We start from the raw sequence: 17788 nt of genomic DNA on the forward strand, positions 1-17788 counted from the left end.
GCGCAGGGCAGCGCCGAAGCGCGCGCCAGGTGCGCGGCGAAATTGAAAAAAGGCGGCACAGGCCGCCTTTTCAGCATGACTCGCGCGCTTACACGCGGAACGATTCGCCGCAGCCGCACTCGTCCTTCACATTCGGGTTGTTGAACCTGAAGCCTTCGTTCAACCCTTCGCGTGCGAAGTCGAGTTCCGTGCCGTCGATATAAGCGAGGCTCTTCGGGTCCACCACGATCTTCACGCCCTTGCATTCGAACACTTCGTCCTCGGGCGCGAGTTCATCGACATACTCGAGCTTATACGCGAGGCCCGAGCAACCCGTCGTGCGCACACCGAGCCGCAGCCCGACACCTTTGCCGCGCCGGATCAGATACTTCTGCACGTGTTGTGCTGCCTTTTCGGTCAACGTAATTGCCATAGCGTTTCTCATTGTGCGGCACACCGTCGCTCCTCACGACCCGTGTCGCGACCCTGCCTGCTTCCCAAATCGTTCCGGCGGGCGCCGATAGCGAGTATCGACGCGTCGCCATGCACTCCTGACGCGCTCGACTGAGTCTTAAGCCGATTGCTCAGCCTTCGCTGCGTCAGCCGTTTCGCCGTGACGATGCTTGTAGTCGGCGACCGCTGCCTTGATCGCGTCTTCCGCGAGGATCGAACAGTGGATCTTCACGGGCGGCAGCGCCAGTTCCTCGGCGATCTGCGTGTTCTTGATCGTGAGCGCCTGATCCAGCGTCTTGCCCTTCACCCATTCCGTAACGAGCGAGCTCGACGCGATGGCCGAACCGCAGCCGTACGTCTTGAACTTTGCGTCTTCGATCACACCGTCCGCGCCCACGCGAATCTGCAGCTTCATCACGTCGCCGCAAGCGGGCGCGCCGACCATGCCGGTGCCAACCGCGTCGTCGTCCTTCGAGAACGAACCGACGTTGCGCGGGTTTTCGTAGTGATCCAGAACCTTTTCGCTATATGCCATTTTGTGACTCCTTGATTCGATTCAACCTGCTGCGTACGTTTATCGAGTGATTCAATGCGCGCTTAGTGCGCGGCCCATTGAATCGTCGAAATATCGATGCCGTCCTTGTGCATTTCCCACAGCGGCGACAGATCGCGCAGCTTCGCAATCTTGCTCTTCAGCAGGTTGATGACGTAATCGACGTCCTGCTCCGTCGTGAAGCGGCCGACCGTGAAGCGGATCGAGCTGTGTGCCAGTTCGTCGTTGCGGCCGAGCGCGCGCAGCACGTACGACGGTTCAAGCGATGCCGACGTACAAGCCGAGCCCGACGACACGGCCACGTCCTTCACCGCCATGATCAGCGACTCGCCTTCGACGAAGTTGAAGCTGATGTTCAGGTTGTGCGGGACACGCTTTTCCATGTCGCCATTCACATACGTTTCTTCGATCTCTTTCAGGCCGCGCAGCAGCTTGTCGCGCAGCGCGCGGACGCGTTCGTTTTCGGTCGCCATTTCTTCACGCGCGATACGGAACGCTTCACCCATGCCGACGATCTGGTGCGTCGCCAGCGTGCCCGAACGCATGCCGCGCTCGTGACCGCCACCGTGCATCTGCGCTTCGATGCGCACGCGCGGCTTACGGCGCACGTACAGCGCGCCGATGCCCTTCGGCCCATATGTCTTGTGCGCCGAGAACGACATCAGGTCCACCTTCAGCTTCTGCAGGTCGATTTCGACCTTGCCGGTAGCCTGCGCCGCGTCGACGTGGAAAATGATGCCCTTCTCACGGCAAATCTCGCCGATCGTCTCGATGTCCTGGACGACACCGATCTCGTTGTTCACGTGCATCACGGAAACGAGGATCGTGTCCGGGCGCAGCGCAGCCTTGAACACGTCGAGGTCGATGAGACCGTCGTCCTTCACATCCAGATACGTGACCTCGTAGCCTTCGCGCTCCAGCTCACGCGTGGTGTCGAGCACAGCCTTGTGCTCGGTCTTCACGGTGATGATGTGCTTGCCCTTGCCCTTGTAGAAGTGCGCGGCGCCCTTGATCGCGAGGTTGTCCGATTCCGTCGCGCCCGACGTCCAGATGATTTCGCGCGGGTCGGCGTTGACGAGCGCCGCGACGTTCTCGCGCGCTTCCTCGACGGCACGTTCCGCGTCCCAGCCATATGCGTGGCTGCGCGATGCCGGGTTGCCGAACTGCTCGCGCAGGTACGGAATCATCTTGTCCACCACGCGCGGATCGACGGGTGTCGTCGCGCTGTAGTCCATGTAAATGGGCAGGTGGGGAATGTCGTTGTTCATCAATCGCTCCGGGGACATCAGTGCTTATGGCTTCATGGTTCTGGCGTTCGCGTCTTTGCGCGCTCTGTCAGCCGGCCATGTTGAAAACGGAATTCGGCCCTTTCGGCACCGCGCGCGGCTCAACGGCGGGCGCTTCGGTACGCCGGTCGCGCAGCACCGCCGTCGAACCTTCGCGCGAGCGCTGTTGGTCGACCAGGTCTTTCAGGGAAACGGAGTCGAGATACTCGACCATCTTCTGGTTCAGCGTCGACCACAGCTCATGCGTCATGCAATGGCCGTCGTGATGCTTCGTGCCCTCGCACGAACCCTTGCCGCCGCATTGGGTGGCATCGAGCGGTTCGTCGACGGCGATGATGATGTCCGCGACCGTCACATCCTCCGGGCGGCGCGCCAGGTTGTAGCCGCCGCCCGGCCCGCGCACGGATTCGACGATCTCGTGACGGCGCAGCTTGCCAAACAGCTGCTCGAGGTAGGACAGGGAGATGTGTTGGCGCTGGCTGATACCCGCAAGCGTCACCGGGCCCTGCTCCTGGCGCAATGCCAGGTCGATCATCGCCGTGACGGCGAAACGGCCTTTCGTGGTGAGTCTCATATGTGGTGGGAACCGCAATTCTCGACAAGTTTGGTCAAGTATAAATACATGACGGATTTAGTCAAGTATCCCTATCTCGATTTGGGTCATTTACTTAACGAAAAACTTGTCTACGGGGTCAATTGGGGCCGCAGCGCCGCGATCAGTCCACGACAGGCGGCTTCGCACTGGTCCAGCACGATTTCGAAGCCCTCGCCGCCGCCGAAGTACGGATCGACGACTTCACGTGCATCAAAACCTGGCGCGCGTTTTTCCGCGCCGCTTGCGTCCGGCGCGTCCGCGTCAGTCGCAAATTCCATCAGCAGACGAATCTTGTCGCGCTGTGCCGCCGGACAGATTTGTCTGAGCGCGGAGACGTTTTTGTCGTCCATCGCAATGATCAGATCGAAGCGCTCGAAATCGACTGCGGTGATCTGACGGCCGCGAAATATCGACAAATCGTAACCGCGATTTTTTGCGGCTCGCTGCGCGCGGTCGTCCGGCGCTTCGCCAATGTGCCAGTCGCCCGTGCCCGCGGAGTCCACGATCACGCGATCCGCAAGCTTCGCGTCGGCCAGCAGGTGCCGCATGACGCCTTCCGCAGTCGGGGAACGGCAAATGTTCCCAAGGCACACGAAGCAGATGGCGACGGTTTTCATCAATGGCTGAGCGGCTCAGCCGCAAGTGTCATATGTGGTGAAACGGTGCCGCGATTATACAAAGCCATGCAAAATCACGCCGGCGGCGCGCCAGCGGCCATGCCGATTACATCGGCTGTGCGGACATGCGCGCCGTTGCGGGCAGCACGTCAGCGGGCATCGCAGCCTCGCCGCCGACGTATCCATAGGAAACCGTACGAGCCAGTTCGGCCGACACGCGCTCGGCAGCAAGCGGCGACTGCGTAGCCGCGCCGTTATACAGATGCAGGTAAGCAATGGCCGCAAGCGGCACAACGATGGCTAATGGCCAATACACCGATATTTTCTTTTTCATGATGTCGTTCTCTATAAGCGGGCCGCAATGCACAGACGCACTTTGCCCAGTCGAAATGGTAGCCGAGGACGCAATCCGGAAAAACCCGCCCCAACGGAACACTGCGTTGCGCTCCGATGAACAGTCAGGATCGTGAAGCGGATTTGCAAAGTGCCGACGACAGTCTTTCGACCGCCGAAAGATATCCTTACAAAAGCACACACAGGTAATAGTCAGCAGGCGGTACAACTAGCTACATGGATAGACACGCACCTCTCGCTTGTCTTAACACTCAAATGAAACGTCTTATTCCTTCTTTCGCTCCTGCTGCCGTTGCACTCTGCGCAGTCGCCGCTCTCAGTGGTTGCGTCGCTTATCCGTACGGCGGCCAGCCGGCGGGCTATGGCTACAACGACGGTTATTACGACGGCTACGGCGCACCCGTCCCCGCCTACGGCTACGCCGAACCGCCCGTGCAATCGAGCCTGTTCCTTGGCTTCGGCGGGGGCGGGTACTCGGGCTCTAACTACGACCGCCGCTATTGGGGAGGACGCGGTTACGACCACGGAAACTACAATCGCGGCGACCGCGGCAACTGGAACGGGAACGGGAACGGCCGGGGCGGCAACGGCAACAATGGCGGCCCGCCGCGCGGTCAGCCACCGCAGGCAGGCAATCCGCCGCCACCGAATCCCGGCGGCAACTCGGGCGGCGGTTACCATGGCAACCGTCAGCCCGTGCAAGCGGGTTCGGGGCAGCAGCAAGGCGGGGGCAATCGCGGCGGACAGGCGTGGAATAACGAGGGCGGCAGACCCCACTGATCGCCGGGACGAAAACAAAGGCCTTCAGTACTGACGCGCAATGAAGAAGAGGCTGCATCGCACATGCGATGCAGCCTCTTTCAGTTTCCAGGCGCGAGGGAGGAGCGCTACCCGATATGGGTCTTGCTCGCGGCGTATAGCTCGCGGAAGGTTCGCCCGACAGGCGCCGGCATTTCGCGCGTGTCGGTCCAGCCCCCGCCAAGCGGCAGCTTCGCGATCGACTTCCGGTTGCCGCCCATTTTCTCGAGAATCCGCACCGCGACCTTCGTGAAGAGCCTGTACGCCGTCGGATGCATCGCCAGATAGCCCCAGACGGCGAGCCCGTAGCGCTCCTGCCACGGCCGCAGATGCCGCTCCACCTGGCGCTCGCGCAGCTTGCGCAGCAAATCCGACAGCGGAATGCCGACCGGGCACACGCTATTGCATTCACCGCATAGCGTCGCGGCCTGCGGCAGATCGAGCGCCTTTTCGATGCCGACATAGCTTGGCGTCAGCACCGAGCCCATCGGCCCCGGATAGACCCAGCCGTACGTGTGCCCGCCGACCTTCTGATACACGGGGCAATGGTTCATGCACGCGCCGCAGCGGATACAGCGCAGCATCTCCTGAAAGTCGCCGCCGATCAGCCCCGTGCGCCCGCCATCGACAAGCACCACGTACATATGCTCCGGCCCATCCTGGTCCCCTGCGCGGCGCGGCCCCGTCAGCACGGAGAAATAGTTTGAAACGTCCTGCCCCGTCGCCGAGCGCGGCAACAGACGCATGGCCGTCGCGAGATCCTCGAGCGTCGGCAGTACCTTTTCGATGCCCGTCACCGCGACATGCACGCGTGGCATCACGGTACACATGCCTTCGTTGCCCTCGTTGGTCACGAGCGCGACCGAGCCTGTCTCCGCGATCACGAAGTTGCCGCCCGTCACGCCCATGTCGGCCGTCATGAAGTGCGGGCGCAGCACCTCGCGCGCCTCACGTGTCATCTCGGGGATTTCGGTCAGACGCGGCTTCTGGTGCGTCTTCGCGAACAGGTCAGCGATCTCTTCCTTGTCCTTGTGGACGACGGGCGCGATGATGTGGCTCGGAGGCTCGTTGTCGTTGATCTGCAGGATGTATTCGCCGAGATCGGTTTCGATCGACTGCACGCCCATCTGTCCAAGCACCTCGTTCAGGCGCATTTCCTCGGACACCATCGACTTTGTCTTGATCACCTTCTTCACGTCGTGCTTGCGCGCGATATCGGCAACGAGCTTCGCTGCGTCTTGCGTCGTCTCGGCGAACAGCACGGTGACGCCGCGCCGCGTCGCCTCGCGCTCGAAGGTCTCGAGCCAGACGTCGAGGTTCTCCAGCGCGCGGTTGCGGCGCTCCTTGAGCGCGGCGCGGGTGGCGGGGAAATCGATCGCCAGCATCGCCGACGCGCGCGCCGACACAAACTTCGTCGACAGCTTGGTCAGGTTTTGCTGAAGGCGCTGGTCGGCGAGCTTCTGGCCCGCGCGCGCCTTGAACTGCATCGTTTGGACTTGCATGACGGCCTTGGGGATCGGTTATAGGTTTGCGCTACCGCTTGCTATCACTTGTCAGGCGAAGAACAACGCTCAACCGCGCTCAGGCGTCGCCCGCCAGAACCTGCGCGATGTGCAGCACGCGCGTCGTCGTATCGCCCGTGCGCCGCAGGCGCCCTTCGATATTCAGCATGCAGCCGAGATCGCCCAGCACGACGGCTTGCGTGCCGCTCGCCTGGATATTGGCGCACTTCTCGTCGACGATCGCCGTCGAGATATCGCCGAACTTCACCGCAAACGTACCGCCGAAGCCGCAGCAATGCTCGCAGTCCTTCATCTCGGTCACGGCCACGCCAGCCTGCGCGAGCAACGCGCGCGGCTGCTGCTTGACGCCCAGTTCGCGCAGCCCGGAACAGGAGTCGTGATACGTCACCGGTCCCTGGAAATTGCCCGGCGTCAGTTCGACTTTGGCGACGGTGGCAAGAAAATCCGTCAGTTCGTAGACCTTGGGGCGGAGCCGCGCGAAGCGTCCCATCAGTTCGGGATCGTCGGCGAAAAGATCGCCGTAATGCGCGCGGATCATCCCGCCGCATGAGCCGGACGGCACGACCACGTAGTCGTATTGCTCGAACTCACGCAGCGTCTTTTCCGCGAGATCGCGCGCGATGCGCCTGTCGCCGGAGTTGTAGGCCGGCTGTCCGCAGCACGTTTGCGCCGGTGGCACGAACACTTCATAGCCCGCCCGCTCGATCAGCTTGATCGCGGAGAAGCCGATTTCGGGGCGCATCAGATCGATCAGGCAGGTGACGAAAAAACCGACTCGCATGAGTGCTCCTCCGGGGAAACGTCCCCGATTATCCGCTGTTTGACGCGTAATACCAACGCGTAACCGCCCCAATGCGCAATGAACCGCCAAATAGTGAGATTGGAGGATCATTTCCAATGGCGTTCGCTTTTTTCACAATACGAGATACAATCAGTTTCCGCTGTTTGACGCGTCAACCGTTTAGCCTTATGAGCGATACGAACCCGGACCCCAAGACGTCGATTCAGGTAATCGAGCGCATGATGCGCCTGCTGGATGCCCTCGCCGCGCATAGCGACCCGGTCAGCCTGAAGGAACTCGCGCAACGCACCGAACTTCACCCGTCCACCGCCCACCGCATCCTGAACGACATGGTGACCTGCCGGCTGGTGGATCGCTCGGACCCGGGCACCTATCGTCTCGGCATGCGGCTGCTGGAACTGGGCAATCTCGTCAAGGCGCGCCTGTCGGTGCGCGACGCCGCGCTGATGCCAATGCGCGAACTGCACCGGCTGACGGGTCAGACCGTCAACCTGTCGGTGCGTCAGGGCGACGAGATCGTCTATATCGAGCGCGCCTATTCAGAACGCTCGGGCATGCAGGTGGTGCGCGCGATTGGCGGCCGCGCGCCGCTGCATCTGACTTCCGTCGGCAAGCTGTTTCTCGCCGCCGACGAATCGACCCGCGTGCGGGCTTACGCGACGCGGACGGGCCTGTCCGGCCACACGCAAAACAGCATCACCGATCTCACCAAGCTGGAACGTGAACTGTCGCACGTGCGTCAGCAGGCATGCGCGCGCGACAATGAAGAACTGGAGCTCGGCGTACGCTGCATCGCAGCCGGCATTTATGACGATACGGGCAAGCTCGTCGCAGGTCTGTCGCTCTCCGCGCCTGCCGACCGTCTGCAGGACTCGTGGCTCGGCCAGTTGAGCAAGACTGCGCTGGTGATTTCCGAATCACTCGGCTATCACCCGCAAGTCCAGCACGCGAGCGCTTCGGCACATACGGTGTGACGCACTCACACGCGTGAATAAAAAAAGCCCCGCAATGCGGGGCTTTTTGTTGGGTAAAACTTTCGCTCAGGTCCCGGCGCCGTTGGCGTCCGCACTCGTGATGCGCTGTTCGCCGCCGTTGTCGAGCCACGTGCGCAGACGCTGCGCATCGGCGAAACGCGAGTACTTGCCCGACGAATCGAGCAGCACCATGATCATCGGACGATCGTGGATCGTTGCCTGCATCACGAGGCACTCGCCGGCTTCGTTGATGAAGCCCGTCTTCTGCAGGCCGATATCCCATGTCGGGTTGCGCACCAGCGCGTTCGTGCTGTTGTACGCAATCGTGCGCTTGCCCGTGTACACCTCGTAGCTGCGATCGGTCGAGAACCTGCGGATCATCGGATACTGATACGCGGCGTTGACCATTTTCACGAGGTCGCGCGCGCTCGATACGTTCTGGCTCGTCAGACCCGTCGGGTTCTCGAAGTGCGTGTCGGTCATGCCGAGCGACTTCGCCTTCGCGTTCATCGCGGCCATGAACGCGGGACGACCGCCCGGGAAGTAACGCGACAGCGCTGCCGCCGCGCGGTTTTCCGACGCCATCAGCGCGATGTGCAGCATGTCTTCACGCGAGAGCACCGAGCCGACGGACAGGCGCGAGCCCGTGTTCTTCTCGTAGTCGCGATCTTCGTCCGTGACTTCGACCTGCTCGGTCATCGCCGCCTTCGAATCGAGCACCACCATCGCCGTCATCAGCTTGGTGATCGACGCGATGGGCACGACGGCGCGCGAGTTCTTGTCGAACAGCGACTCAGACGTGTTCTGGTCGACCACGTACGCGACGCTCGAACGCAGCATCAGCGCGTCAGGCGTTTCGTGCAAGCCGAACGCCGTGCCGACGGACGGCTGACGCGGCTCGAATGCGACGCGTCGCACGACCGAGTGATGGCGGCCGTTCACCGTATAGGAGACGCGGCGCTTCTTCGAAACGGTACGGGGCTGGTCGTCGTCGTCCTTCGCGGCGGCCTTGACGTCCTTGGCGGCCTTCGACGACTTGCTGGAGACTTGCTCGGCGGCGGCCTTCTTCGAAGGCTTCTTGCCGGCTTTCGCGGACTTGGCAGGCGCCGTGGCCGTGGCGGAAGCGGCAAATGCGTCCACCGGCGCGGCAAAAGCCGCTGCGATGACCACCGAGGCAGCCACCGACAGAGCGGTGCTGAGCGCCGCGCCGTGCATCACTTTCAGTGACGAAAACATGTCGGTTTTCATTGGTGTTCTGGTTGGAGCGGCGAGAGAGTTTTCGCCAGTGTAGTAAAACAGTTAAAAATTAGCAATATTAAGCACTTATCGACAGTCCTTAAACCGAGTTGTCAGGCTCGATTGAGAAAAGGCAATAAGTTGCAGATGCACCATCGAAAATACCAATGACGCGCCGGCAAGCCGCCCTCGCCCATGTCGCTGAAAGAGACTCTCACTCGTTCAGCATATCGGCATATTCGAACCAAACTTGATCGGGGGAAGTACGGTCGCGTACGGATAGCAATACGATCCAGCAGCAAGCGTCCAGAGCACGATGCCTGCCACACCGAAGCACACATGCAGGACGCCGCGCCGGCCGACTCTTAAGCGACTACTGCGAAGCAGCAGGCCGCGCATTCGACCGGGATGGCGATTTAACGTTCCGCTACGGTTTTCGGTTTACCTGAGAATTTTACCTTTTTGCTCGGAAATACGCCGTCGGCGTGTTCCAAACCCTTGTCTGGCTTAAGAGATCACTTTTTCCGTCGCACCATATCGGTGCAAACCCTAATGTGCATGCGCTTCACCACAATGTCATAAACGCTACATAACGTGTTGTTTTATTAGTAATTTCTATGCGTTGTGCGTTGCACAAAATAGTCCTTGACATCTATCGGCGTCGTCCTAAAATGGGAACCATTGCTGCGACGCACAATTAACAGCGGACCAGCGATTCCTAATTTGTTCTGCAGTTAACCCAACGCGGTCCGCGCCAGACGGGCCGGTATTCCAGGAGCGTAAAACATGACTCTGCTGACCCCTGAGCAATTCGCCGCAGCACAGAAGGCCAACCTCGAAACGCTGTTCGGCCTGACTTCGAAAGCATTCGAAGGCGTCGAAAAGCTGGTCGAGCTGAACATTCAAGTCGTCAAGTCGACGATCGCTGAAGGCCAGGAAAACGCACAACGCGCGCTGTCGGTGAAGGACGCGCAAGAACTGCTCGCGCTGCAAGCCAGCCTGACGCAGCCGGTGGCAGAGAAGGTTCTGTCGTACGGCCGTCACCTGTACGAAATCGCATCGGCCACGCAAGCTGAATTCGCACGCGTTGCTGAAGCGCAATACGAAGAGCAGAACAAGAAGGTGCAGGCGCTCGTCGAGAACGTCGCGAAGAACGCACCGGCTGGTTCGGAAACGGCTGTCGCCGTGATCAAGTCGGCCATCACGGCCGCGAACACGACGTACGAAACGGTTCACAAGGCAACGAAGCAAGCTGTCGAAATCGCTGAAAGCAACTTCAATGCGGCTGCTACGGCTGCATCGAAGGCCGCTTCGCAAGCTGCTGCTCAAGCTTCGCGCACGGCAGCTTCGGCCAAGAAGGCTGCTGTCTGATAACGATGTAACGGCTTCAACGGATCGGGCTTCACCTGCGCGTTGATGGATGCCCCATCATCTACCGGCGCGCAGCCGCGAGATACACTGTCGAAGTGACTGGCGGTATGAACGGCGCCGCATGGTCGAGACTTCAGTGGCCATGCGGCCAGACGCTCCGATACGTTAAACAGCGTATCGTTTACCCGGTCTAGGCCGGGATTTTTTTTGCCTGCGCGGCGGGCGGTTTGGTCTGGTTTGCTTTGCTTTTCGCTGGCATCCGCGCTTTGCCTTCGCGCTTCAAGCGTCGCCCCTGTGCGGGGCGACGCTTGAACAGCAAACACCGTAACGCGGATGCCAGCGCGCAACCCCAAGCAAACCAAAAAAAACGGCGCACCCCTTCGCCAAAAGAGGCACGCCATCATCATCTGGAAAGCAGCACAACCGCCGCCCCAAAAAATTACTTCTTCTTCTGCGGCGGCAGATCCGTACAAACACCTTCATACAGCTCGGCAGCCATACCAACAGACTCACCAAGCGTCGGATGCGGATGGATAGTCTTGCCGATATCCGTCGCGTCAGCGCCCATCTCAACCGCAAGACACACTTCGCTGATCAGGTCGCCCGCATTCAGCCCGACAATCCCGCCACCAATCACGCGATGCGTCTCCTCATCGAAGATCAGCTTCGTAAAGCCCTCATCACGACCATTCGCGATCGCACGCCCTGAAGCGGCCCACGGGAACACCGCCTTGCCGTACTTGATGCCTTCGGCCTTGCACTGGTCTTCCGTCTTGCCCGCCCATGCCACTTCCGGATCGGTGTAAGCCACCGACGGAATCTGCAGCGCGTCGAAGTACGCCTTCTCGCCATGCGCCGCTTCCGCCGCGACGTGGCCTTCATGCACGGCCTTGTGAGCGAGCATCGGCTGACCGACGACATCGCCGATCGCGAAAATGTGCGGCACGTTAGTCCGCATCTGCTTGTCGACTTCGATGAAGCCGCGATCCGTCACAGCCACGCCCGCCTTGTCCGCACCGATCTTCTTGCCGTTCGGGCTGCGGCCCACGGCAACCAGCACGAGATCGTAGCGTTGCGGCTCGGCGGGCGCCTTCTCGCCTTCGAAGGTCACATAGATGCCATCCGGCTTCGCCTCCGCGCCCGTCGTCTTGGTCTTCAGCATCACGTTGGTGAAACGCTTGCTGTTGAACTTCTCCCAGACCTTCACGAGATCGCGGTCCGCGCCCGCCATCAGACCGTCGAGCATTTCGACCACATCGATCTGCGCGCCGAGCGTCGCGTACACCGTCGCCATTTCGAGGCCGATAATGCCGCCGCCGATCACGAGCATGCGCTTCGGAATCTGCCGCAGTTCCAGCGCGCCCGTCGAATCAACCACGCGCGGATCTTCCGGAATGAACGGCAGCTTCACGGCCTGCGAACCGGCCGCGATGATCGCCTGCTTGAACTTGACGACCTTTTTGCCGCTTTCGCCCTGCACTTCCATGTGATGCGGATCGACGAACGTGCCGACGCCCGTCACGACTTCGACCTTGCGCGCCTTCGCCATGCCCGCGAGACCGCCCGTCAGCTTCTTGACGACACCCGACTTGAAGTCGCGCAGCTTGTCGAGATCGATCTGCGGCTTGCCGAACGAGATGCCGTGCGAGCCGAGCGCAGCCGCTTCGTCGATCACAAGTGCCGTATGCAGCAGCGCCTTCGACGGAATACAACCGACGTTCAAACAAACGCCACCGAGCGTCGCATAGCGTTCGACCAGCACCGTCTTCATGCCAAGGTCAGCCGAACGGAATGCGGCCGAATAACCACCAGGCCCGGCGCCAAGCACGAGCATGTCGCACTCGATATCGGCCGAACCCGAATAGCTGCCAGCTTGCGGCGCGGGTGCCGCTGCAGCAGCGGGTGCGGGAGCAGGCGCAGCTTTCGGAGCGGGCGCAGCCGCCGCGCCCTCGCCTTCGAGCAACAGCAGCACGCTGCCTTCGGAGACGTTATCGCCGACCTTGACCTTCAGTTCCTTGACGATGCCGGCGGCTGGGCTCGGCACGTCCATAGTCGCCTTGTCGGATTCGAGCGTGACGAGCGACTGCTCCTTCTCGACGCGATCGCCGACCTTCACCGCGACCTCGATCACGGGCACATCTTTATAGTCGCCGATATCCGGCACTTTGATTTCCTGCACGCTGCCGCCGCTTGCCGCCGGTGCGGCAGCGGGCGCGGTTGCAGGCGCAGCTTTCTCAGGTTCTTTAGCGGCCTTCGCTTCGCCCGACGTTTCCACGGTGGCGATGACGGTGCCTTGCGAGACCTTGTCGCCCGCCTTCACGCGGACTTCCTTGACCGTGCCGGCGGCTTCGCTCGGCACTTCCATGGAGGCCTTATCGGTTTCGAGCGTCAGCAGCGACTGCTCTTTTTCGATGGTATCGCCCGGCTTGATATTGACTTCGATGACATCGACGTCCTTGAAATCGCCGATGTCCGGCACCTTCACTTCGACGAGACTCATAGTGTCCCCTTCTCTTATTGACCGTGTTGAACGATGAGTCGCAATGAACCTTCGCCTCGAAAAACCCGCAACGCCAAACGCAGACTAAATGCCGTCCGCCAAGGACGCGGCTTTCTTTTGCCTACTTTTCTTTGCAAGACAAAGAAAAGTAGGTGCCGCCCCGCACAGGGGCGACGCGTGAAGCGAGACGACAAAGCAGGTTCAACGACAAGGCATGAGCAACCACAAAAAGCTCACACCTCGCCGCGCGACAACCGCCCAACAATCAAAGAATCACACGCCGGAAATCGGCAAGAATCGACCCAAGATACGCATTGAAGCGCGCCGCTTCAGCCCCGTCGATCACCCGATGGTCATACGACAGCGACATCGGCAGCATGAGACGCGGCACGAACTGCTTGCCGTCCCACACCGGCTTCATCGCGCCACGCGACAACCCAAGAATCGCGACTTCAGGCGCATTGATGATCGGCGTGAAGTTCGTCCCGCCAATCCCGCCCAGCGACGAGATCGAGAAGCAGCCGCCTTGCATCTGGTCGGGCTTGAGCTTGCCTTCGCGCGCGAGCTTCGACAGCTCGGCCATTTCCTTCGCGATGTCGACGAGACCCTTCTTGTCCGCGTCGCGGATCACGGGCACGACGAGACCGTTCGGCGTATCGGCAGCAAAACCCACGTTGTAGTACTGCTTGTACACGAGGTTATCGCCATCGAGGCTCGTATTGAACGTCGGGAACTTCTTCAGCGCCGCGACGACGGCCTTGATCACGAACGCGAGCATCGTGAACTTGACGCCCGACTTCTCGTTTTCCTTGTTCAGCTTGACGCGCAACTCTTCGAGTTCGGTGATATCCGCTTCGTCGTTGTTCGTGACGTGCGGGATCATGACCCAGTTGCGATGCAGGTTCGCGCCGGAGATCTTCTTGATGCGCGACAGCGGCTTCGGATCGATCGGGCCGAACTTCGTGAAGTCGATCTTCGGCCACGGCAGCAGACCAAGCTCGCCGCCACCTGCGCCAGCGGGTGCTGCGGCTGCAGCAGGCGCGCTGCGCTGGCCCGTCATCACGCCCTTGACGAACGCGGTGACGTCATCCTGCGTGATGCGGCCCTTCGGACCCGTGCCTGCCACGCGCGACACGTCGACGCCCAGTTCACGCGCGAACTTGCGCACCGACGGCGACGCATGGCTCACGCGATACGCGCCGCCTTCGCCTGCGGGAATGACAGGCGCCTGCGCGAGCGCGGACGGCTGCGCGGGAGCCGGCGTCGGCGCAGCGGGCGCGTCCGACGGCTTTTCTTCGTGCTTCGCGGCAGCAGGTGCCGGCGCGGGCGCAGCGGCGCCGCCGCTGTCGCCTTCGAGCAGCACGATCAGCGTGCCTTCCGACACGTTGTCGCCGACCTTGACCTTGATTTCCTTGACGATGCCAGCCGCCGGGCTCGGCACGTCCATCGTCGCCTTGTCCGATTCGAGCGTGACGAGCGACTGTTCCTTCTCGACGCGATCGCCAACCTTGACGCCGACTTCGATCACGGGCACATCTTTGTAGTCGCCGATGTCCGGCACCTTGACTTCCTGCACGCCGCCGCCCTTGGCAGCAGGTGCGGGAGCAGGCGCAGGAGCGGGTGCCGGCGCCGCAGCAGGCGCAGCCGCGCCATTGCCTTGCGCGGGCTTCGCGGCAGCCGCGCCGCCAACGCCATCGAGCAGCACGATCAACGTGCCTTCCGACACCGTGTCGCCAAGCTTGACCTTCACTTCCTTGACCGTGCCCGACGCGGGGCTCGGCACATCCATCGTCGCCTTGTCGGATTCCAGCGTGACGAGGGACTGCTCTTTCTCGACGGTATCACCCGCCTTCACCAGCACCTCGATTACAGGGATGTCCTTGTAATCGCCGATGTCCGGCACCTTGACTTCGATCGCTTGGCTCATTGTTTTCTGTCTCCAGGGCCGCGCGCACCTCTCCGCCCGCTTCGGGCGGAGAGGTGCGCATTGGGGCTCGCGGGTCGATGCCTTAGACGGTCATCGGGTTGGGTTTGGACGGATCGAGGTTGTACTTCTTCAGCGCGTCGGCCACGACCTTGCGCTCAATCGTACCCTCATCGGCCAGCGCGCTCAGCGCAGCGACCGTGGTCCAGTAGCGGTCGACTTCGAAGAAGTGACGCAGCTTTTCGCGCGTATCCGAGCGGCCGAAGCCGTCCGTACCCAGCACGACGAAACGTTGCGGCACGAACGCACGAATCTGGTCGACCAGCGCACGCACATAGTCCGTCGATGCGATCACCGGACCCTTCGCGTCCTTCAGCAGCGTCTCGACGTGCGAGAGCTTCTTCTCGCCGAGCGGGTTCAGCAGGTTCTGACGCTGCACTTCGTGACCTTCGCGGGCCAGTTCCGTGAAGCTCGGCACGCTCCACAGATCCGACTCGACGCCCCAGTCGTTCTTCAGCAGGTCGGCGGCGGCGATCACTTCGTTGAAGATCGTGCCCGCGCCCATCAGCTGCACGCGCGGCGCCTTCGCATTGGCCGCGCCCTTGCGGAACGCGTACATGCCCTTGATGATGTCCTTCGCCACGTGCTCGCCCTGCGGGATCGCCGGGTGCTCGTAGTTCTCGTTCATCACCGTGACGTAATAGAACACGTCTTCCTGCTCCTGCACCATGCGGCGCAGACCGTCCTGCATGATGACGGCGAGTTCGTAGCCGAACGTCGGGTCATAGCTGATGCAGTTCGGCACCGATGCCGCCCACAGCAGCGAGTGGCCGTCTTCGTGCTGCAGGCCTTCGCCGTTCAGCGTCGTGCGGCCCGCCGTGCCACCCAGCAGGAAGCCGCGCGAACGCATGTCGCCCGCGGCCCACACCAGATCGCCGATGCGCTGCATGCCGAACATCGAGTAGAAGATGTAGAACGGAATCATGATCTCGCCGTGCGTCGAGTACGACGTCGCCGCTGCGATCCAGTCCGACATGCCGCCTGCTTCGTTGATGCCTTCCTGCAGGATCTGGCCCGTCGTCGATTCCTTGTAGAACATCAGCTGGTCGGAATCTTCCGGCACATACTTCTGCCCGTCCTGATTCCAGATACCGATCTGGCGGAACAGACCTTCCATGCCGAAGGTGCGCGATTCATCCGGCACGATAGGCACGACGCGCTTGCCGATCGCCTTGTCCTTCAACACGATGTTGAGGATACGGACGAACGCCATCGTCGTCGAAATCTCACGGCCTTCGCCCGTGCCCTTGAGCAGCGGTTCGAACGCGTCGAGCCCCGGGACGGGCAGCGATTCCGCCTTCTGGCGGCGCGCCGGCAGATAGCCGCCGAGTTCCTGACGGCGGGCGCGCATGTATTCGAGTTCCTTCGAGCCTTCCTCGAAAGTCAGATACGGCACGTGCGTGATTTCGTCGTCCGAGATGGGCAGACGGAACTGGTCGCGGAACTGCTTGAGCGACTCCACCTGCATCTTCTTCTGCTGGTGGGTGATGTTCATCGCCTGGCCGGCTTCGCCCATGCCATAGCCCTTGATCGTCTTCGCGAGGATCACGGTCGGCTGACCCTTGGACTGCGTCGCTTCCTTGAACGCTGCGTAGATCTTGTGCGGATCGTGGCCGCCGCGGTTCAGGTTCCACACGTCGTCGTCGGACCAGTCGGAGACCAGCGCCTTCAGTTCCGGCGTGTTGAAGAAGTGCTCGCGAACGAACGCGCCCGATTCCGACTTGTACGTCTGATATTCGCCGTCGACGACTTCCATCATCCGGCGCATCAGCGCGCCCGTCTTGTCGCGTGCAAACAGGGCATCCCAGCGGCTGCCCCAGATCACCTTGATGACGTTCCAGCCCGCGCCGCGGAATTCGCTTTCGAGTTCCTGGATGATCTTGCCGTTGCCGCGCACCGGACCGTCCAGGCGCTGCAGGTTGCAGTTGATGACGAACACGAGGTTGTCCAGACGCTCGCGGCCGGCCATGCCGATCGCGCCGAGCGATTCCGGCTCATCCGTTTCGCCGTCGCCGAGGAACGCCCATACCTTGCGGCCGTCGGTCTTCGCGATGCCGCGCGCCTGCAGGTACTTCATGAAGCGCGCCTGATAAATCGCCATGATCGGGCCGAGACCCATCGACACCGTCGGGAATTGCCAGAAGTCCGGCATCAGCCACGGGTGCGGATACGACGAGATGCCCTCGCCGCCCACTTCCTGGCGGAAGTTGTCGAGTTGCTTGTCGGTCAGGCGGCCGAGCAGGAACGCGCGCGAGTAGACGCCCGGCGACGAGTGACCCTGCACGAACACGAGGTCGCCGCCATGCTCTTTCGACGGCGCATGCCAGAAGTGGTTGAAGCCGACGTCATATAGCGTCGCCGCCGATGCGAACGATGCGATGTGGCCGCCGACGTTGGTTTCCTTGCCGGCGCGCAGCACCATCGCCATCGCGTTCCAGCGCGTGTACGAACGGATGCGGTGCTCGACGTCCTGGTCGCCAGGAATCTTCGCCTGATTCGCGACAGGGATCGTGTTGATGTACGGGGTGTTAGCGGAGAAAGGCAGATGCTCGCCATGCACGCGGGCAAATTCGATCTGCTTTTCGATGAGGTAGTGAGCGCGGTCGGGTCCAACAGCAGAAATCACGCCATCTAGCGCTTCGAGCCATTCGGCTGTTTCTTGCGGATCGTGGTCGTCTTTGGCGTTGGCGACGTATTTCAGGACTTCGTCAGGTACAGCGGACATGCTCGTCTCCTGGATATGGGAACGCTCTGTGAACAGGC

The 17788-nt window shown here is 61.6% G+C and carries 16 protein-coding genes; 3 read left to right on the forward strand and 13 right to left on the reverse strand.

What is annotated here, in order from left to right:
- Nucleotides 1–88: 88 nt before the first annotated feature.
- From iscA to BLT65_RS01465, 6 genes are all read right to left on the reverse strand, one after another.
- Nucleotides 89–412, reverse strand: coding sequence for an iron-sulfur cluster assembly protein IscA (gene iscA, locus BLT65_RS01440; protein ID WP_007586809.1), 324 nt, complete (start codon nt 410–412; stop codon nt 89–91).
- A gap of 138 nt (nt 413–550) precedes the next feature.
- Nucleotides 551–967 (reverse strand): Fe-S cluster assembly scaffold IscU, encoded by a 417-nt coding sequence (gene iscU / locus BLT65_RS01445; RefSeq protein WP_042307070.1) that lies wholly within the window; start codon nt 965–967, stop codon nt 551–553.
- Nucleotides 968–1029: 62 nt separating this feature from the next.
- A complete protein-coding gene (locus BLT65_RS01450) occupies nt 1030–2253 on the reverse strand; it encodes an IscS subfamily cysteine desulfurase (protein ID WP_042307069.1) in 1224 nt (407 codons plus the stop codon).
- A 67-nt stretch (nt 2254–2320) separates the two neighbouring features.
- Nucleotides 2321–2845 (reverse strand): Fe-S cluster assembly transcriptional regulator IscR, encoded by a 525-nt coding sequence (iscR, locus tag BLT65_RS01455; RefSeq protein ID WP_091774221.1) that lies wholly within the window; start codon nt 2843–2845, stop codon nt 2321–2323.
- 110 nt (nt 2846–2955) lie between these two features.
- Complete coding sequence (locus tag BLT65_RS01460) at nt 2956–3483, reverse strand: low molecular weight protein-tyrosine-phosphatase (RefSeq protein ID WP_042307142.1); 528 nt, start codon at nt 3481–3483, stop codon at nt 2956–2958.
- A 106-nt stretch (nt 3484–3589) separates the two neighbouring features.
- Nucleotides 3590–3817, reverse strand: a complete 228-nt coding sequence (locus tag BLT65_RS01465; RefSeq protein ID WP_091774223.1) for a hypothetical protein — start codon at nt 3815–3817, stop codon at nt 3590–3592.
- A gap of 275 nt (nt 3818–4092) precedes the next feature.
- Between BLT65_RS01465 and BLT65_RS01470 the strand changes: the two genes are divergently transcribed.
- Nucleotides 4093–4617 (forward strand): hypothetical protein, encoded by a 525-nt coding sequence (locus BLT65_RS01470; protein ID WP_042307067.1) that lies wholly within the window; start codon nt 4093–4095, stop codon nt 4615–4617.
- A 107-nt stretch (nt 4618–4724) separates the two neighbouring features.
- Here BLT65_RS01470 and BLT65_RS01475 read toward each other — a convergent pair whose 3' ends face one another.
- Nucleotides 4725–6137 (reverse strand): LutB/LldF family L-lactate oxidation iron-sulfur protein, encoded by a 1413-nt coding sequence (locus tag BLT65_RS01475; protein WP_042307065.1) that lies wholly within the window; start codon nt 6135–6137, stop codon nt 4725–4727.
- A 79-nt stretch (nt 6138–6216) separates the two neighbouring features.
- Nucleotides 6217–6939, reverse strand: coding sequence for a (Fe-S)-binding protein (locus BLT65_RS01480; RefSeq protein WP_042307063.1), 723 nt, complete (start codon nt 6937–6939; stop codon nt 6217–6219).
- 188 nt (nt 6940–7127) lie between these two features.
- On the opposite strand from BLT65_RS01480, the gene BLT65_RS01485 reads away from it, so the two are divergent.
- Entirely contained in the window at nt 7128–7934 is an 807-nt protein-coding gene (locus BLT65_RS01485) for an IclR family transcriptional regulator (protein WP_007586824.1), read from the forward strand.
- 66 nt (nt 7935–8000) lie between these two features.
- On the opposite strand, the gene pbpG is transcribed toward BLT65_RS01485, so the two are convergent.
- Complete coding sequence (pbpG, locus tag BLT65_RS01490) at nt 8001–9182, reverse strand: D-alanyl-D-alanine endopeptidase (protein ID WP_091774225.1); 1182 nt, start codon at nt 9180–9182, stop codon at nt 8001–8003.
- A 774-nt stretch (nt 9183–9956) separates the two neighbouring features.
- Here pbpG and BLT65_RS01495 point away from each other — a divergent pair.
- A complete protein-coding gene (locus BLT65_RS01495) occupies nt 9957–10541 on the forward strand; it encodes a phasin family protein (RefSeq protein ID WP_007586828.1) in 585 nt (194 codons plus the stop codon).
- Here BLT65_RS01495 and BLT65_RS46285 read toward each other — a convergent pair.
- The 4 genes from BLT65_RS46285 to aceE all read right to left on the reverse strand — a co-directional run bounded on the left by BLT65_RS46285 (nt 10496) and on the right by aceE (nt 17750).
- Nucleotides 10496–11014: a hypothetical protein gene (locus tag BLT65_RS46285; protein WP_143036465.1), complete on the reverse strand. Its 519-nt coding sequence runs from the start codon at nt 11012–11014 to the stop codon at nt 10496–10498. The two genes, BLT65_RS01495 and BLT65_RS46285, sit on opposite strands and share 46 nt — an antisense overlap.
- Nucleotides 10981–13086, reverse strand: a complete 2106-nt coding sequence (lpdA, locus tag BLT65_RS01500) for a dihydrolipoyl dehydrogenase (RefSeq protein WP_482811873.1) — start codon at nt 13084–13086, stop codon at nt 10981–10983. The genes BLT65_RS46285 and lpdA overlap by 34 nt, the downstream gene beginning before the upstream one ends.
- A 220-nt stretch (nt 13087–13306) precedes the next feature.
- A complete protein-coding gene (gene aceF, locus BLT65_RS01505) occupies nt 13307–14968 on the reverse strand; it encodes a dihydrolipoyllysine-residue acetyltransferase (protein WP_091774230.1) in 1662 nt (553 codons plus the stop codon).
- A gap of 82 nt (nt 14969–15050) precedes the next feature.
- On the reverse strand, nt 15051–17750 hold the full coding sequence (aceE, locus tag BLT65_RS01510; protein ID WP_091774232.1) for a pyruvate dehydrogenase (acetyl-transferring), homodimeric type: 2700 nt from the start codon (nt 17748–17750) through the stop codon (nt 15051–15053).
- Nucleotides 17751–17788: the final 38 nt, after the last annotated feature.

Origin of the sequence: Paraburkholderia steynii (genome assembly GCF_900100565.1) — a bacterium.
Taxonomy (GTDB): Bacteria; Pseudomonadota; Gammaproteobacteria; order Burkholderiales; family Burkholderiaceae; genus Paraburkholderia; species Paraburkholderia terrae.

Excerpts from the sequence above, each read along its gene's own strand:
- BLT65_RS01450 (WP_042307069.1), bottom strand. The coding sequence starts at position 2,253 with ATGAACAACGACATTCCCCACCTGCCCATTTACATGGACTACAGCGCG.
- BLT65_RS01485 (WP_007586824.1), top strand. The coding sequence starts at position 7,128 with ATGAGCGATACGAACCCGGACCCCAAGACGTCGATTCAGGTAATCGAG.
- aceF (WP_091774230.1), bottom strand. The coding sequence starts at position 14,968 with ATGAGCCAAGCGATCGAAGTCAAGGTGCCGGACATCGGCGATTACAAG.
- BLT65_RS01475 (WP_042307065.1), bottom strand. The coding sequence starts at position 6,137 with ATGCAAGTCCAAACGATGCAGTTCAAGGCGCGCGCGGGCCAGAAGCTC.
- iscA (WP_007586809.1), bottom strand. The coding sequence starts at position 412 with ATGGCAATTACGTTGACCGAAAAGGCAGCACAACACGTGCAGAAGTAT.
- BLT65_RS01470 (WP_042307067.1), top strand. The coding sequence starts at position 4,093 with ATGAAACGTCTTATTCCTTCTTTCGCTCCTGCTGCCGTTGCACTCTGC.
- iscR (WP_091774221.1), bottom strand. The coding sequence starts at position 2,845 with ATGAGACTCACCACGAAAGGCCGTTTCGCCGTCACGGCGATGATCGAC.
- BLT65_RS01460 (WP_042307142.1), bottom strand. The coding sequence starts at position 3,483 with ATGAAAACCGTCGCCATCTGCTTCGTGTGCCTTGGGAACATTTGCCGT.
- iscU (WP_042307070.1), bottom strand. The coding sequence starts at position 967 with ATGGCATATAGCGAAAAGGTTCTGGATCACTACGAAAACCCGCGCAAC.
- aceE (WP_091774232.1), bottom strand. The coding sequence starts at position 17,750 with ATGTCCGCTGTACCTGACGAAGTCCTGAAATACGTCGCCAACGCCAAA.
- pbpG (WP_091774225.1), bottom strand. The coding sequence starts at position 9,182 with ATGAAAACCGACATGTTTTCGTCACTGAAAGTGATGCACGGCGCGGCG.
- BLT65_RS01465 (WP_091774223.1), bottom strand. The coding sequence starts at position 3,817 with ATGAAAAAGAAAATATCGGTGTATTGGCCATTAGCCATCGTTGTGCCG.
- BLT65_RS01495 (WP_007586828.1), top strand. The coding sequence starts at position 9,957 with ATGACTCTGCTGACCCCTGAGCAATTCGCCGCAGCACAGAAGGCCAAC.
- BLT65_RS01480 (WP_042307063.1), bottom strand. The coding sequence starts at position 6,939 with ATGCGAGTCGGTTTTTTCGTCACCTGCCTGATCGATCTGATGCGCCCC.